We start from the raw sequence: 15,580 nt of genomic DNA on the forward strand, positions 1-15,580 counted from the left end.
CGACCTTTTAACCTATAAATTAAGTACAATGACGAGAATAAGAACAAACGGTAATAAAAAAATGATCCAACTTGCTGGACGACCAAAGTTTAGTGTCCACCCAACCCCAAAGCGTTTTTCTGCTAAAATGCTTGGGTCCTCCGGATTAAAATACAAAATTCCACCTTTCCAGTATCGGTCTTCATCAACTGCTGTAATAGAATGCTCTAAATTAGGGCTATCTTCTTTCACTTTAATACGCGAACCACTTTGACCAACTTTAACTGTATATATGAGCACTCCAAGTAATACTACGACTAAAAAAGTAATGGGTAATGCAAACATAACCCAAGCAGAAGATATGTCCGGATGGATAGTTTGCAAATGCGTGTATCCCATCATCAAAGTCACGCTTATAGAGACGAATAGTGCAAACCAACTTGTGTATTTTCGGAATTCTAACTGCTGTGCAAGTGACGTTTTTTTGTTCGCGGGATTAATCTTAGATCCTGAAAACCTCATTCCTTCGCTCATCATAAGGAACATACCTTGCATGATGAGGAGTAAAAGAAGCGTCGCAATGGAACTAAAATATGTTTTTTCACTAAAATCATCTGGCTGTCCATTTGGTCCCCAATGGGTCGGAATCATATCTGGCATTTCAGGATATTTAATAAATGTATAAATAATAAGTCCAATCGTCACAATCATTGGGACAATAAAAACAGCTCTTGGTATTAGCTTCAGCTTATCTTGAAATTTTAAATCTACCACGCGTACTTCACTTTTACCAGATAGCCACTTTTGTTGCTCTTTTAGTTTTTTTACTCGTAAATGCATCATAAAATAGTAACCAATGCTTATAAAAAGCATGGCAAATTGAACGCCTACACCGATCAAGGCCAATGTATCTTCTGCAGGATTTTGTGTTAATGACCAATATAGGTACCCTGCTAAAATAACCAATCCTACTAGCAGAACAACACGTGTATACTTATTTTTCAAACGAATTACTGTTTTTTCTTTCGTATATTGCTCTGGTACATACACACCAAAAGCTTCTGTTTGCTTTAAAAACTTTGGCATAAATGCTTGTAATACCGTTGTAAATAATAGAATAAATGCGAATAACAAAATAATCATGGTTTTCCCTCCTTAATGTCTTGAACGAGCTCATGTAACATCTTTACCATTTCTTCTTCGGAAAGCTTTAGTACTAATCCTTCTGCAAGTAGTGGTCTCATTTGTTCTTTGAGTTGTTGTTTTTCTATTTCAGATGCTTGTGAAATTCCATTGGGGTGAATAAATACACCCGACTTTGCGACAATTTGTATAAATTCTTTTTCTTCTAAGTAATGATATGCTTTATTGACCGTGTGCATATTCATACCCAGATCAGATGCGAAAGCTCGGACAGATGGTAATGAATCACCAGGCTTTAACTCTCCACGTACAATACCTTCAATTAATTGATGTGCTAGTTGTAAATAGATTGGCACGGATGAATTTGTCTTTATTTCTATAAACATGATGCTACCTCCTATTTACCCTTGTTCTATTCTTAGTATAACACAGTTGTTCTATATATAATAGAGCAAAATGTTTCTTAAACAAAATAATTTATACATAGAAAAAAACCTACTTTCCGAAGAGAGTAGGTTTGTTATTTATATTCCAGATTACCCTATTGATTAAGAAATTGTCGTCCCGTTTCATAGTACGCTACCTTTTCACTCTCAGGTACCATACCTCCACCAGTAGCCCAGACTATATGAGTGGCGTTCTGTAAGTTAGCTCCATGTGTTGCTAGCTGAATAGGACCGGTCATACCCGCAAGAGCAGATGGTTCAAGCTGAATTTTTTCTGTATCGACTAATAATGCAAGCAGCTGATGCATGGTTTTATCACTTATTGTATAACTACCTTCTATAAGTCTTTCTAATGTCTTTCCAACAAATCCTGATGGACGGCCAACCGCAAGCCCGTCCGCAGCAGTTTTATTATCCAATCCAATATCATGAACGGAGATATTTTCATGTAATCCTGTCATTAAACCAAGTAGCATGCATGGGGAGTGTGTAGGTTCGGCGAAAAAACAATGAACGTGATCTCCAAATAGAAGCTTCAAGCCAAAAGCAACGCCTCCTGGACCTCCTCCAACACCGCATGGTAAATAAACGTATAACGGATTGGTTTCATCTACCACTTTTCCTAACTGCTCTAATTGTTTCTTTAATCTATTTGCCGCGACTGCATATCCTACAAATAAGTCGATGGAGTTTTCATCGTCGATAAAAAAGCAATTTGGGTCTTGTTCTGCTTGCTTTCTTCCTTCTTTTACAGCCAGACTATAATCGGCAGCATATTCAATGACCTCTACTCCCTTTTCTCTTAGCAGGTCCTTTTTCCACTGCTTTGCATCACTCGACATATGCACGGTTACTCGGAAACCTAGCTTTGCACTCATTATTCCAATGCTTAGACCTAAGTTTCCTGTTGATCCAACAGCAATTGAGTATTCTGAGAAAAACTTTTTAAATGCATCATTAGCAAGAACTCCGTAATCGTCCTTTGGCGCTAATAATCCTTCCCGAATTGCAAGTGTTTCTGCAATTTTAAGCACTTCATAAATACCTCCTCTGGCCTTAATGGAACCAGAAATGGGCAGGGCATTATCACATTTTAATAAAAGCTCTCCAGTAAAGTCAGTTTGAAATAATTCCTTTAAAGCGGATGCCATTGTCGGAATAGCAACAAGTGGCGACTCAATAATCCCATTCGCTTTTGCTGTTTCTGGAAATGCAATTTGTAAATAAGGAGCAAATCGCTCTAGTCGATCACTTGCATCCTGTACCATCTCACTTGTTACTTTTATGTTTGGAAGTGCTTCAGACGTCTTTGTTTGATTCGGATTGAACCAAATGACCTCCTCTGTATTTTGCATTTCCTTAATCAAAGGAAATTTCTTTATTAATTGTTGTGTATTCATAGTTGTAAACCCTCTCTATTCCAAGCTCAGTACATGCGTTATATCAGGCGAACGATCTTCAAATGCAAAACCATTTGCTCGATAAAAAGCATCTGCCTTTGCGGATTCTGTTTTAGTAGTAATCTCTTTAAACTGTCCTTTTGCATTTTCTGCAATCACTTTACATAGCTCACTTCCGATACCTTTTCGACGGTGTTCTGGTAGGGTGTAGAAGCGAAGCAATCGAGCGGATTGCTCTTCAGAGCTTTTTATACTTTGTCTTAGCCCACCGATTGCTACTATCTCCCCGTCTTCCCATACCCCATAAATGGCCTCTCCTTGTTCGTTGAATCTTCTCGTACCATCTTCATATTTACTTGCTAGTCTAGATACGAATCGATATCCTTCTTTTTCGCTTTCTTGAATTAGTTTGGTTACGTCGACTTCTTTCAAATCTGAAATTCTCTTCACTTCGATTGCCATTACGTCTCCCCCATTCAATTGTTTATAAATCTAAAACGAACTCTAGATACCTTTCGCTATCGCAAGACGAATTCCCTCTATTCTAATAGTATATACCCCAAACCTCATCCTTTATTACAGGGTTGTTACTGGTGCCAGGCACCAGTAACAACCCTGTAACAATCATCCAGTAACTCATCCAGTAGCATTTCTACAATAAAGAATCCCACGCTTTGAGGGTGCGTGGGATTTGGATTGTTATTATACTGTTTCTTCAATCTCAGCTAGTCTTGCTTCTACTTCTTCTTCTGATAAATTGTGTTCTACGATGTAGCGGTTGCGTGGGTGCACTCGGCACTCATGTGAACAGCTGCGTAGGTATTTATGTTCGTTTTCTTCCGAACATAAAATTTTGTCATTACAATCTGGGTTTGCACAGTTAACATAGCGTTCACATGGCTCACCAGTGAAATGATCTTTCCCAACAACAACGTGTTCTACTTGATTGATTGGAACAGCAATACGCTCATCGAATACGTACATTTGTCCATCCCATAGCTGACCGCGAACTTCTGGATCTTTCCCATAAGTTGCGATACCACCGTGTAGTTGACCTACGTCTTCGAAACCTTCGCGTACTAACCAACCAGAGAATTTTTCACATCTAATTCCGCCTGTGCAATACGTAAGAACTTTTTTACCTTCGAACATTTCCTTATTATCACGAATCCATTCAGGTAAATCGCGGAAATTGCGAATTTCTGGACGGATTGCTCCACGGAAATGCCCTAAATCAAATTCATAATCATTACGAGCATCTATTACTATTGTATCTTCCGCTTGCATTTGCTCAAAAAATTCTTTAGGAGATAAATAATTACCTGTTAATTCATTTGGGTTAATATCTTCTTCTAATCCTAAATGTACAATTTCCTTTTTAGGTCGAACGTGCATTTTTTTGAATGCATGTCCTTCTGCTTCATCTATTTTAAACACCATGTCCGCAAAACGTTCATCCGCTTTCATCATGTTCATGTAAGCATCGGTTTGCTCTATTGTTCCCGAGCATGTCCCGTTAATTCCTTCATTTGATACTAAAATACGCCCTTTTAACCCAATTCCCTTACAAGCAGCAAGGTGTTCTTGTGCAAATGTTACTGGATCTTCAATTGGGACATATTTATAGTAAAGTAATACTCTGTATGCATGTGTGTCCATTTTTTACTCCACCTTTTCTAAAATTTGTCCATTCGTTTTAATATATCAAAAAATCGGGTATTTGTTAAATAAATTGTTTTCTTTGTATTATCAAAAAAGAAACAAGTTTGCAATAAATACTTCTTGTTCGTCTTTATAAACAATAGTATAAATATACGTTTCTTTAATTGGCATCTATTGTTTTTCCTGAAAGAAGGTTTTTTATGCAGAGACTCCCTTTGATTCTTACACTCTTCTTATTAATAGCCGCTTGTGGCGTAAGTGAAATTAGTAAAGCTCCTTTACCTGTAGAGGAACCCATCCTCATTGCTCATCGAGGAGCATCCGCATATACTCCTGAACACACCATTCTTGCCTATGAAGCAGCAAAACAGGCAGGGGCTACTTATATTGAAATAGACTTGCAAATGACAAAAGACGGAGTATTGGTTGCCATGCACGATGAGAAAGTAGATCGCACTACAGATGGAAATGGGTTTGTAAAAGAATACACTTTAGAAGAAATAAAACAATTAAATGCAGGACAATCGTTTAATCGTACCTATCCAGACCTTGCAAATAAACAATTTGAAAATTTAGAGGTGCCTACATTAGAGGAAATCTTTTTGCATTTTGGAGATGATGTGAATTATTACATAGAAATGAAATCACCAGGGATTTATGTTGGGATGGAAGCAAAACTGCTTGCATTGCTAAAACAATATAACCTGATTCATGTAAATGAAGGATTACCTAAAGTTATTATTGAATCCTTTAATGAGGATAGCTTAACAAAAGTCCATCAGCTTGAACCGAGGCTTCCTCTTATTAAGTTATATAGTTTCAAGGAGGAAGCTGCTGCTCTTTCGGTCCAAGAGTATAATCGCTTACGTTCTTATGCAAGTGGTATTGGAGCTAATCTTAACTCTGTGACGACAGATTTTATTCAAGAAGTCCAACAAAATGGCCTTCAAATTTATCTATATACGATTGTAAACGAAGTAGAAATGAAACAAGCACTTAACCTAAAACCAAACGGAATCTTCGTCAATAATCCTAATTTAGGAATTAGAATAAAAGATGAATTTGATTAGGTATTATTTATTTAACACATGTGCACATAGTCTGTTGAAACTTGCCTCAAATTTTTCATTGTCTTCTTTTTGACGCTTTTTAGGCCCCTTTAAACGTCCTCCCGCTTGTCTAATTTTCTTTGAGATGTGGCGGCTGTTTAATAGCTGATCAATGTTTTCAGGTGTGTACCAGCGACCATTTTGATCAATTGCAAAGCCTTGTTTTGCTAATACCATTGCCGCAAGGCCGTAATCCTGTGTAACAACGATATCTCCCTTGTTCACTTTATTCACTAATACAAAATCGACCGCATCTGCACCTTTTGATACCATGATTGTTTCTGCTCCTTCTCTTTGCATATAATGAGCAGTATCACATAGCAGTGTTACCTTTAAATCAAATTTCCTTGCTATATCAATTGTTAGATCTACTACCGGGCATCCATCTGCGTCTACTAAAACACTTACCATCCTACGCACCTCTTTTACCATTCGATATTTCCTCATTGTATACCATTTTATAAAAAAACGCCCAATGCTTATTGGGCGTTTTATTTATCGTATTCCCCTAAAATCTTAACTGCCTTTTCTGTGATGGATGTATCTACCGCCTTATCGAAGTCAACATCCCCATCTATTGCACCGTTTGCTTTATATGCATCATATTGCTTTTTCACATCATCTAAAAACATTTTTCCATCTGGATCAAGACCAGTTACAAATACTTTTTCCCAAAGGGCTGGATCTTTTAAGGATGTATGCTGAGTCATAATATCAATTATTTCTGCTTTTCCTTCTCCCTTAACGAATGCATCATTATAATCTCGAACTCCTTTTAAATAAGCTGCCATGAATCGTAGTGATACATCTTTTTCCTCATTCATGAACTGTGGTGATCCAAGTACCATGGCAATTTGAGATTCCGGTGCGTAATCTGTTGCATCTCCAAAACGTTCGTGGAATCCATTTTCAATTCCTTGTGCAATAAGTGGCTCAATTTGCAGTGCAGCATCTATCGAACCATTTTCAATTGCTCCTAACATACTTCCAAAGTCAGCAAGTAATACAAATTCCACATCATCTGGTGTAAGTCCTGCATGCTTTAGCATTTCCAAATATATATATTCATCAATCGAATTTTTAGAGGAGATTGCAATTCGTTTGCCTTTAAAGTCTTTATATTCCTTGATTTCATCTTTCATATGATTACCAATTACAAATGTAAAGTACGATTTCCCTGGTACATTATGCCCTTTATCTGCAATGATCTTTACGTCTATTCCTTGTGCAATAGCATTGAAGAACGACGCAGTTGATACTCCTCCTGCAATATCTACATCACCAGATGCAAGGGCTGGTAACATTTCATCACTGTTAGCAAACTGTGCAAATTCTACTTCAATATTATAGTCTTCAAAGTATCCTTTTTCTTTTGCAATATAAAAGCCTGCTCCAGATGCTGCTCCATCCTCGGCAATAATAACTTTTACTTTCTTTTCTAATGGTGCCAAGTCACCTGATGGATTATTTTTATCTACTTCATCATTCACTCCATCTCCACTATCTTTTCCATTAGAAGAACACGCACCTAACAAAAGAATTATCGATGCGAGTAGTATCAACCAACGTTTTTTCACAAACTTCCTCCCTTATCTTCTTGATTTTTGTACTTCCTGCTGCAAGTGATTCCATATATTAATAAACTGCTCTGCCATCTCTGCGTTTGCTCGCACTTGTTCCATCGTTCTAGGTCGTGGTACAGGTACTTTAATTTCATTGATAATTTCACCTGGATGAGCACTCATTAATACGATGCGATCACTCAATAGCAAAGCTTCGTCAATACTATGCGTAATAAATAACACTGTTTTTTTCGTTTCAGACCATATCGATAGTAATTCTTCCTGTAAAATAAATTTGTTTTGCTCATCTAGTGCTGCAAAAGGTTCATCCATCAGTAAAATTTCTGGATCGTTCGCAAATGCTCTGGCAATACTAATCCGTTGTTTCATTCCCCCAGAGATTTCTTTTGGATACAGCTTGGAAAAATTAATTAATCCTACTTTTTCTAAATAATAATTTGTTTGTTTTTGTACAAAATCCTTCGGTAAATTTCTCATGTTAAGTCCGAAAGCAACATTCTCTTTCACTGTTAACCAAGGAATTACGCCTTTTTCTTGAAAAACCATTGATTGTAGAGGCCTTTCTCCTGAATCAGACACAATTTTGAAAGAGCCAGAGCTTGGCGATTCTAATCCAGCCAATATTCTTAATAATGTTGTCTTGCCACATCCACTCGGCCCAACCAAACAGACAAATTCACCCTCTTCTATTTGAAGCGATACATTTTTAACCGCTGTTACACTGTTATCTTTTTTATAAAAAACTTTTGTTAAATTCTCTATCGATATTTTAATAGGATTACTCAACAACTCACCTCCATGGGACAATCTTCTTTTGTAGCCCACGTAAGAAGAGGGAAAATAGAAAACCAAAAAATGAAATGAGCACTAACCCAACAAACATCTCTTTTAGCATGAATGCCTTATAAGAGGTCCATATTAAATACCCAATTCCTGATGTAGCTCCCATCATTTCCGCTGCCACTATTGTGAGCAGTGCAATTGCCTGCCCCATCTGAATACCTTCTAGCATGACAGGAAGTGCACCGGGAAAAGCTATTTTGAAGAAAAAGTCTTTCGGACTTGCTCCGTAATTTTTGGCAACATCTAAATGCACCTTTTCTATGTTGATTACTCCCGCTACTGTATTGATAACAACTGGGAAAAATACGCTACCTGCAATCGTTACTACTTTTGAAAAATCTCCAATCCCAAAGAGAATAATAATAATAGGAAGTAGTGCTAGCGTAGGTATTGGCATAAAAGCCATTATAATCGGGGAGATAAAATGACGAATAGGTGCATATAATCCCATAAGCAATCCGATAACGATTCCTGGAATCACACCTAATAAAAAGCCTGCTGCAATTCTATATAGGGAGACCGATATATGCGTCCATAATAGTCCACTCGTTGCCAAATCGAAAAATGTAGACATAATTGCAGACGGAGGAGGGAAAAACCGAATATCAAGTATTCCCGTTCGAGAACAAACTTCCCATAGAAATAAAATAAGGATAGGAGAGATAATCGTGAGTAGTTGCTTTGCTCTTTCTTTTACTTGTTGTTTCTTCCATTCTTGTTGTTCCGTTTCATAAGGATCGTATTGGACGACCTCTTTTTCATCGCGCATTTTTCACCACCTCTTGTAAAAATAATATGTTAAATCGGGTAAATGTGTGATAGCCAACAATTCTCATTGACTACAATCACATAATTTGGTAGATTTATAAATATTTTAAGAGGAGGAATAAAAATTGGCATCGAAAGAATTAAGATCAAATAGAGAACTGATTTATTTTATACTTAGCATCATTTTTAGTGTTTTTATATACATATTTGCTATCGCTTCTCTATTTGGAATTGCTATTTTACTTGTAATTTTGGTCATTCTACTATATGCAAATGCTATTATGCTAGGTTCCATCCGTGGGAATGGAATACGAATAAGTGAGAAGCAATTCCCTGATGTTTATGAGCGTGTTGTACAATTAAGCTCTAAGATGAATATTAAAAAGGTCCCCGATGTATTTGTCATCCATTCAGAAGGTGCATTCAATGCATTTGCAACGAGATTTCTTGGTAGAAACATGGTAGTTATTTATTCAGAAGTATTTGAGCTTGCTCGAGAAAAAGGAGAATCGGAATTAGATTTTATCCTTGCCCATGAGCTGTCTCATGTAAAACGTAGACATGTATGGAAAAATATTTTAATCATGCCTGCCCAGTTTATTCCCTATCTTTCACAAGCATACAGTCGTTCATGTGAGTATACATGTGATCGGGAAGCAGCTTATCATATTCAAAATGGTGAGGCAGCTAAGCAAGCACTTACAATTCTTGGGGTAGGGAAAAAATTATATAAAGAAGTAAACGAAGATGCTTATTTAGAACAAATCCATACAGAATCGAATGTAGCTGTTTGGTTAAGTGAGGTACTTTCTAGTCACCCGCTACTTCCAAAAAGAATTCAAGCAGTAGGAAAATTTATGCAAGTCAATGGAACACCTTCGTATTACTCTAATTCAACCAAAATAGCGTTAGGTATTGGAGCGTTAGTTGGCATTTTCTTTGCAGTTTATATCGGAGTTATCGCTCTTGTAACTGCCGGGACATTCACATATGCAAACTTATTTTCCGGAAGCACTTTAGGCGAAACATTTACAGATGATTCATTTTCCTATAGTGACTACTCTCAAACTCCTTTAATGCAAGCAGTTATAGATGCTGATGCAGAAACTGTCAATCAGCTCATTGAAGAAGGTGTGGATTTAGAAGAACAAGATTCTGAGGAAACAACGGCACTTCTTCTTGCGATCTATGAGGGTAATGATGAAATTGCCGAAATATTATTACAGGCAGGAGCAGACCCAAACACTGCTGATTTGTATTCCAATGCATTAACCGCTTCTATAAATTATGAAAACTATTATATGGCATCCGTTCTTTATGAATATGGTGCTGATCCAACGGAATTAGACCCTGAAGGATACTCAGCATTTGACATGCTAGGTGTTAACAATGAAGAAGAATTTTTAGAAATTATTAATAACTATTAACTGCTTTTTAAGGACATATATAAATTAAGAAAAGCGCAAGTGTACCTTTAAAAACATACCTGATTTCAAACGTTTCCAGAGTGCTTTGGACAGACTTTGGCTACACCATTACCGTGTCAATTTTTAGAGGGGAGGGTCGTGACTAGTGTCACGATCCTCCCCTCTTTTTTACGGTAATCCTGTGGCGTTCGTCTGTCCGTCGCTCTCCTGAAACTTTTGGAAACTAGGTACTACTGTTTTGGATAACTAAAGAATAGTTGTTTTCTTATTCATATTGCAAGCTCTCGAAGATGCAATTTCGGTCGCTATCCGTCTTCTCTACTAGGTGGATGCTTACTAATTTCTGTATATACAACATGATAATAATACCTTCTTCAGTGCATTTATTAGAGACCGATTAATACCTCTAAAACTGCATTCAATATTGGCTTTAAGGTAATTAAATTTCATATACTTTCTTATTTTTTTTAGTAAAGCGCTAATCGCACAAAGAAATACCTGCTTTCAAACGTTTCCAGAGTGCTTTGGACAAAGGTGAGTCCTATGAATGGACTCACCTCAGATTGTAGATATAAGGCAGTTGGTTAATTGGGGTCATTCGTTATTTTGATTTTAGTTGTCATCATTTTCTATTAACTCAAGATTATTCTTCCTGAGTATAAAGAAAATAATAAGGTAGCATTTTATTGGTTTGGAGAAGCGTCTGCTCGACTCCTGCGGGAAAGCGAGACAGACGAGACCCTGCAGAAGCGCAGCGACGAAGCGGCTCGGCGCTCGCCCGCGGAAAGCGAGCAGTAAGCCTTCGGAAAACCTTTTCTCTTCTATAAAAAAGGTGAGTCCACGCTTAGGACTCACCTTGCTATTTACATGCTATTTAATAACAAATCTAGTTCTACTATAGCCCTCTTTTAGCTTCTCTACTTCTAAAATTGCAGGTATTGCTGCCTTTAGTTCAGCAACATGTGAAATCACGCCAATCATCCGACCTGATTTTTGTAAATCAATTAATGTATCAATTGCTTTGTTAAGGGATTCTTCGTCTAAGGAGCCAAATCCTTCGTCAATGAACATCGTATCAATTCGAATACTACCTTGGAAGCTTTGGAGAATGTCTGCCATCCCTAAAGCCAAACAAAGCGATGCGTTGAACTTTTCACCACCTGATAGTGTCTTTACATCTCTTGTTTGTCCTGTATATGCATCATATACGTCTAATCCAAGCCCACTTTGCTTACCGTGTGTTTCTTGTCTTTCGCTTCTGATCAAGTAATACTGACCACCGGATAAATGCTTTAGCCGTTCATTAGCAGCCTGTACAATTTGCTCCAAATATTCAATTAGCACATATCGCTCAAATGAAACTTTAGACTGATTTTGTCCCCTAAGCACATCATATAAGTCTACAATACGTCCTAACTGTTGCTCCAACTTCGTAATCCGAGAGCTTGCGGTGTTAATCTTTTGCTCTATTTCTAGGCCAGCTTTTGCGTATTCCTTCGAACTATTAAGGATATTTAATGCTTCTTCATATGCAATCTTAAGTGTAACTAACTCTTCTTCTAACGGCGCTAGCTCTACTTTTATTTTGTTTGCAAGCTGCTCCCGACTTTCTTTTACTTGTTCCGTAAATGTATGAAGTGCTTGTGTATATGCATTACACTGATCCCTTAAGATTTGTCTTTCTGATTCAGAAAGTTTCGCCACCGTATACAATTCGATTGTCTCAAAGCCAGCTTTAGCTAAACCTTCATTCATCTGAACATTGGCCTTATCTCTTTTTTCTTTTGCTTCATGGAGTGAATTGGAAGCATGTCCTACAGCAAGCTGGGCTTTAGTGAATGCTTCAACTGCAAGTTGTTTCTGATTTTGTATTTGAGCCCAGGAATTTTCTAATTGTTCCTTATACTTGGTTGCTTCCTTTATTTGCTCTGTAAGCTCCTGCAAGTTGGAAATGTATGATGGAATAGATGCTTTTTTGGAATCATACACTGCTTTTGCTTGCTCATACATGCCTTTTTGTTGTTGATAGGTAACTTCGGCACTTATTTTATCTTGCTCTAACTTCTCAACCTTTTGAACACTCGCCTTATAAGGATTTCGTAAAACTGCCAGCTTTTCTTTTTCTTGTCGGAGACTTACAATTTCTAATTCTAGTAGTTCCACATCTTTTGCTAGTTTTGGTGCTTCAGGAATAGTAAGTTGAAGTTCTTCTAATTGCTTCTGCATTTTCAAATAATTTTCTTCGGCAGTTTCTCTTTTTGCACGAACCGTCCAAAACTGTGATTCTTGCTTACCTAACTGGTCTTTTAAGTTTTGCAATTCATCTTGATTTACAGCTTCATCATGTACTTCTGTACGTAACACTTTATGTTCCGTACTTCCACAAACTGGGCAAGCTTCTCCTTCCACGAGCTTCGATGCAAGCGTACTTGCTTGGTTACTTAACCACTTACTTTCTTCTTCCTTATATGCTTCTTGCAAATCTAAGAAAAGCTGTTTTTGGATATTTTCCTCTTTTGTTAGGTCCAGAAAAAGTTGTTCACCTTTTATAAAGTCTTGCAACATACTATTATTTGTTTGCAATTTCGTTAGCCGTTGCACTTCATAGTCTAGTGGTTCTACAAGCGCTTCTAGCTTTTCTATTTCTTTTTTAAGCGAAGCGAATACTTCTTTTTCTTCGAGAAATAGATTTGTCATAGCAGTCACTTGACCGCTTAGTTCATTCATACGATTTTGGTAATTAAGTATCTCGTTTCCCTTAGATTCGAGCTCCTCTAACAAAGGCATAAATGAATTTAAACGAATAAGTGCTTCCACACTTTTTTCACGTTCTTCTTTTTTATTTGCTTCTAACGTATACTCAATTTCTACTTGTTTTACGTTTTCTTCTGCTTCCAAAATCTCTAGTTTAGCTAATTCTAATAGCTTCGATTTCTTATCAACTTCTTGCTCTGAGTCCCTAAAGTAAGTTTCCATATGTTCAATAGAACTTGCCCTCTCAGCTGCTTCTAATCGATATTGCTTGTCTGCATACTCTTCTGACTGGTTTTGTAAGTTTTTAAGGCTTTGTTCTTTTGCTTCAAGCTCTACAAATCTATCATTTACTGCTTTTGCTTCGTAGTAATCGTTCTGTTTGTTTGCGTGTTTTTCACATGCTTCTCTGTATATCGTCTCGTCTAGTTGAACTTTCTTTTCATAATAGTTGATTTCTTCTTTTAAAGCTTCCACTAGCTGAACAATGTTAAAATTACCCGAATCGATTAGTTGAAAAATGCTTGAATCTCGAGTTGGGAATGAAGCTACGATTTGTTCCGTATAGCTGTTTCGAGCTAATTCTTCTTTTTTCAATTCTGCTTCTGCTAGTAGTTTTTTCTCTTTTAGTTTCTCACTTATCATTTTGTATGGCTCTGTTTTAAAGATTTTACGTAATATAGCTTCCTTGTTTTCTGTTTGGGAAGTAAGTAACTTCCTAAACTCCCCTTGAGGTAGCATAACTATTTGACTGAATTGATCCTGTGTTAGTCCAATAATATCTTCTACCTTTTTATTGATTTCTGATACAATTTGACGGTCAACAACAGGAATTTCATCCGTTTCGTTCACTTCAAAAAATTCGTAGCGTTCACCTGTTGCACTTTTATTTCCTTTTTTTACATGTGGAAGCTGCCGCAATATCCGATATGTACGTTGATGCATTTCAAATGTTAATTCCACGGAAGTATGTGTATCATCTGTTGCAAAATCACTGCGCATGATTTTCGTATCACGACGATCCTCTCCGCTTCCTAATCCATATAATGCAAAGCATATTCCATCGAATATAGTAGTTTTTCCTGCTCCTGTAGCTCCGGAGATAACAAAAAGATGATTGTTCTGCAGCTCATTAAAATCTATCGTTTCGGTCGATTTATATGGACCAAATGCGGTCATTTTTAGCTGAAGCGGCTTCATACTTTGATCCCCCCTTCACGTTCCTCTATCATTAAGCCTTCTAATATTTCCTTGAATAAGTTTTCTGTTTCATCAGATGGCTCTTTTCCACTTACTTCGGTATAAAAAGATTGAAACAGAGTAAAATCGTCTGTTTTTCGACGACTTACTTGTTCTTTTTCATTCGTGGTATTTGACTTAAAACCTTTTCTTTCAACATGCATCGCATTTGGATAAACGGTTCTAATCTGTTCCATTGGAGATAAAATAGGTGTTTCATCGAGTAATTTTACAAATACAAAGTCTTGGCTCACCGGATGATGCAAAATGTCTTGCATATAACCCTCTATTGTTCTTATATCACGATTTGGAACTAGCAAACGTTTTTCTAACGTAACCTTACCTTGTTGGTCTAACTCAACTATAAAATACCCTTTTTTATGGTGTTCCTCTGAAATCGAATATTTTAATGGAGAGCCTGCATATTGTATTGTTTCATTTAATACATAATGGGCTTGATGAAGATGGCCAAGTGCCGTGTAGCAAAAGTTTTTAAAAAGCGCAGCATCCACATATTCAGCTCCTCCAATTGCCAATGGACGTTCTGAATCACTCGTATTCTCTTCTTGCTGCCCACGTGCAGTGACAAATGCATGTCCAACAAACACATGCCTTTTCGTTAAATCTAGCGTTTTATCGATTTCTTCTACAATTCTCCTCATAGCTTCCTGATGATTAGTTACCGTGTCATCATCAAATAAATGTCGCACTTGAGAAGGATCAGCATATGGGATTAGATGAAAATGTACTTCTCCATATTCATCATTCAGAATGACAGATTTTAGTTCTTCAGTTAATTGGCCTACTATATATAATCCCGAATCTTTCATTAGCTTACTCCCAAAGTTTAGACGAGATGGACTATCATGATTTCCAGCAATACTTAATACAGGTGTTTTTCGTTTTAAAACTATCTCCGCTAGCAGTTCATCTAGTAAATTTACTGCCTCCATAGGAGGAACCGCCCGATCATATAAATCACCTGAAATTATTACAGCGTCTGGTTTCTCTATATCAATAGCTTCTATCAATTGATGTATAACAAATCGTTGTTCTTCCGTCATATATATACCTTGCACTAATTTGCCTAAATGCCAATCTGCTGTATGAAAAAATTTCAAAAGAATAACCTCCTCTTCTAAGTCTATTTTAACATCAATAATTAAAAGAAATGTTTGGTAATAATTAAAAACTAATGAAACCGATTACTTGGCATGTTATGATGACATT

At 37.0% G+C, this 15,580-nt stretch carries 13 protein-coding genes; 2 read left to right on the top strand and 11 right to left on the bottom strand.

Translation table 11 applies throughout. The features are described from left to right. Nucleotides 1-12 precede the first annotated feature (12 nt). From AM499_RS15340 to trhO, 5 genes are all read right to left on the bottom strand, one after another. Nucleotides 13-1,122: a DUF1648 domain-containing protein gene (locus tag AM499_RS15340; RefSeq protein WP_053591029.1), complete on the bottom strand. Its 1,110-nt coding sequence runs from the start codon at nucleotides 1,120-1,122 to the stop codon at nucleotides 13-15. Continuing rightward, nucleotides 1,119-1,508, bottom strand: coding sequence for a GntR family transcriptional regulator (locus AM499_RS15345; RefSeq protein WP_053591030.1), 390 nt, complete (start codon nucleotides 1,506-1,508; stop codon nucleotides 1,119-1,121). The genes AM499_RS15340 and AM499_RS15345 overlap by 4 nt, the downstream gene beginning before the upstream one ends. Before the next feature lie 155 nt (nucleotides 1,509-1,663). Next, nucleotides 1,664-2,968, bottom strand: a complete 1,305-nt coding sequence (locus tag AM499_RS15350) for a D-serine ammonia-lyase (protein ID WP_053591031.1) — start codon at nucleotides 2,966-2,968, stop codon at nucleotides 1,664-1,666. A gap of 15 nt (nucleotides 2,969-2,983) precedes the next feature. After that, nucleotides 2,984-3,430, bottom strand: a complete 447-nt coding sequence (locus AM499_RS15355) for a GNAT family N-acetyltransferase (protein WP_053591032.1) — start codon at nucleotides 3,428-3,430, stop codon at nucleotides 2,984-2,986. Nucleotides 3,431-3,670: 240 nt separating this feature from the next. Continuing rightward, nucleotides 3,671-4,627 (bottom strand): oxygen-dependent tRNA uridine(34) hydroxylase TrhO, encoded by a 957-nt coding sequence (trhO, locus tag AM499_RS15360; RefSeq protein WP_053591033.1) that lies wholly within the window; start codon nucleotides 4,625-4,627, stop codon nucleotides 3,671-3,673. Nucleotides 4,628-4,830: 203 nt separating this feature from the next. Between trhO and AM499_RS15365 the strand changes: the two genes are divergently transcribed. Next, nucleotides 4,831-5,700 carry a glycerophosphodiester phosphodiesterase family protein gene (locus tag AM499_RS15365; protein ID WP_053591034.1) on the top strand — a complete coding sequence of 290 codons (870 nt, stop codon included), beginning with the start codon at nucleotides 4,831-4,833 and terminating at the stop codon, nucleotides 5,698-5,700. A 3-nt stretch (nucleotides 5,701-5,703) separates the two neighbouring features. On the opposite strand, the gene AM499_RS15370 is transcribed toward AM499_RS15365, so the two are convergent. From AM499_RS15370 to AM499_RS15385, 4 genes are all read right to left on the bottom strand, one after another. After that, nucleotides 5,704-6,150: a YaiI/YqxD family protein gene (locus AM499_RS15370; RefSeq protein WP_053591035.1), complete on the bottom strand. Its 447-nt coding sequence runs from the start codon at nucleotides 6,148-6,150 to the stop codon at nucleotides 5,704-5,706. Nucleotides 6,151-6,230: 80 nt separating this feature from the next. Next, the gene (locus AM499_RS15375) at nucleotides 6,231-7,316 is read right to left on the bottom strand and encodes an ABC transporter substrate-binding protein (protein ID WP_053591036.1); all 1,086 of its coding nucleotides are present in this window, start codon (nucleotides 7,314-7,316) and stop codon (nucleotides 6,231-6,233) included. Nucleotides 7,317-7,328: 12 nt separating this feature from the next. Then, nucleotides 7,329-8,108: an ABC transporter ATP-binding protein gene (locus AM499_RS15380; RefSeq protein WP_053591037.1), complete on the bottom strand. Its 780-nt coding sequence runs from the start codon at nucleotides 8,106-8,108 to the stop codon at nucleotides 7,329-7,331. Nucleotides 8,109-8,112: 4 nt separating this feature from the next. Beyond that, nucleotides 8,113-8,934, bottom strand: a complete 822-nt coding sequence (locus AM499_RS15385) for an ABC transporter permease (RefSeq protein ID WP_053591038.1) — start codon at nucleotides 8,932-8,934, stop codon at nucleotides 8,113-8,115. A 124-nt stretch (nucleotides 8,935-9,058) separates the two neighbouring features. Between AM499_RS15385 and AM499_RS15390 the strand changes: the two genes are divergently transcribed. Next, entirely contained in the window at nucleotides 9,059-10,360 is a 1,302-nt protein-coding gene (locus tag AM499_RS15390; protein WP_053591039.1) for a M48 family metallopeptidase, read from the top strand. A gap of 870 nt (nucleotides 10,361-11,230) precedes the next feature. Here the strand turns inward: AM499_RS15390 and AM499_RS15395 are convergent. Both AM499_RS15395 and AM499_RS15400 read right to left on the bottom strand, forming a co-directional pair. Next, the gene (locus tag AM499_RS15395) at nucleotides 11,231-14,311 is read right to left on the bottom strand and encodes an AAA family ATPase (protein ID WP_053591040.1); all 3,081 of its coding nucleotides are present in this window, start codon (nucleotides 14,309-14,311) and stop codon (nucleotides 11,231-11,233) included. Next, nucleotides 14,308-15,471, bottom strand: a complete 1,164-nt coding sequence (locus tag AM499_RS15400; protein WP_053591041.1) for an exonuclease SbcCD subunit D — start codon at nucleotides 15,469-15,471, stop codon at nucleotides 14,308-14,310. Before AM499_RS15400 ends, AM499_RS15395 begins: the two co-directional genes overlap by 4 nt. Between the last annotated feature and the right edge of the window lie 109 nt (nucleotides 15,472-15,580).

Origin of the sequence: Bacillus sp. FJAT-22090 (genome assembly GCF_001278755.1) — a bacterium.
Classification (GTDB): Bacteria; Bacillota; Bacilli; order Bacillales_A; family Planococcaceae; genus Psychrobacillus.

Coding starts and splice junctions, on each gene's coding strand:
- AM499_RS15340 (WP_053591029.1), bottom strand. CDS start 1,122: ATGATTATTTTGTTATTCGCATTTATTCTATTATTTACAACGGTATTA.
- AM499_RS15345 (WP_053591030.1), bottom strand. CDS start 1,508: ATGTTTATAGAAATAAAGACAAATTCATCCGTGCCAATCTATTTACAA.
- AM499_RS15350 (WP_053591031.1), bottom strand. CDS start 2,968: ATGAATACACAACAATTAATAAAGAAATTTCCTTTGATTAAGGAAATG.
- AM499_RS15355 (WP_053591032.1), bottom strand. CDS start 3,430: ATGGCAATCGAAGTGAAGAGAATTTCAGATTTGAAAGAAGTCGACGTA.
- trhO (WP_053591033.1), bottom strand. CDS start 4,627: ATGGACACACATGCATACAGAGTATTACTTTACTATAAATATGTCCCA.
- AM499_RS15365 (WP_053591034.1), top strand. CDS start 4,831: ATGCAGAGACTCCCTTTGATTCTTACACTCTTCTTATTAATAGCCGCT.
- AM499_RS15370 (WP_053591035.1), bottom strand. CDS start 6,150: ATGGTAAGTGTTTTAGTAGACGCAGATGGATGCCCGGTAGTAGATCTA.
- AM499_RS15385 (WP_053591038.1), bottom strand. CDS start 8,934: ATGCGCGATGAAAAAGAGGTCGTCCAATACGATCCTTATGAAACGGAA.
- AM499_RS15395 (WP_053591040.1), bottom strand. CDS start 14,311: ATGAAGCCGCTTCAGCTAAAAATGACCGCATTTGGTCCATATAAATCG.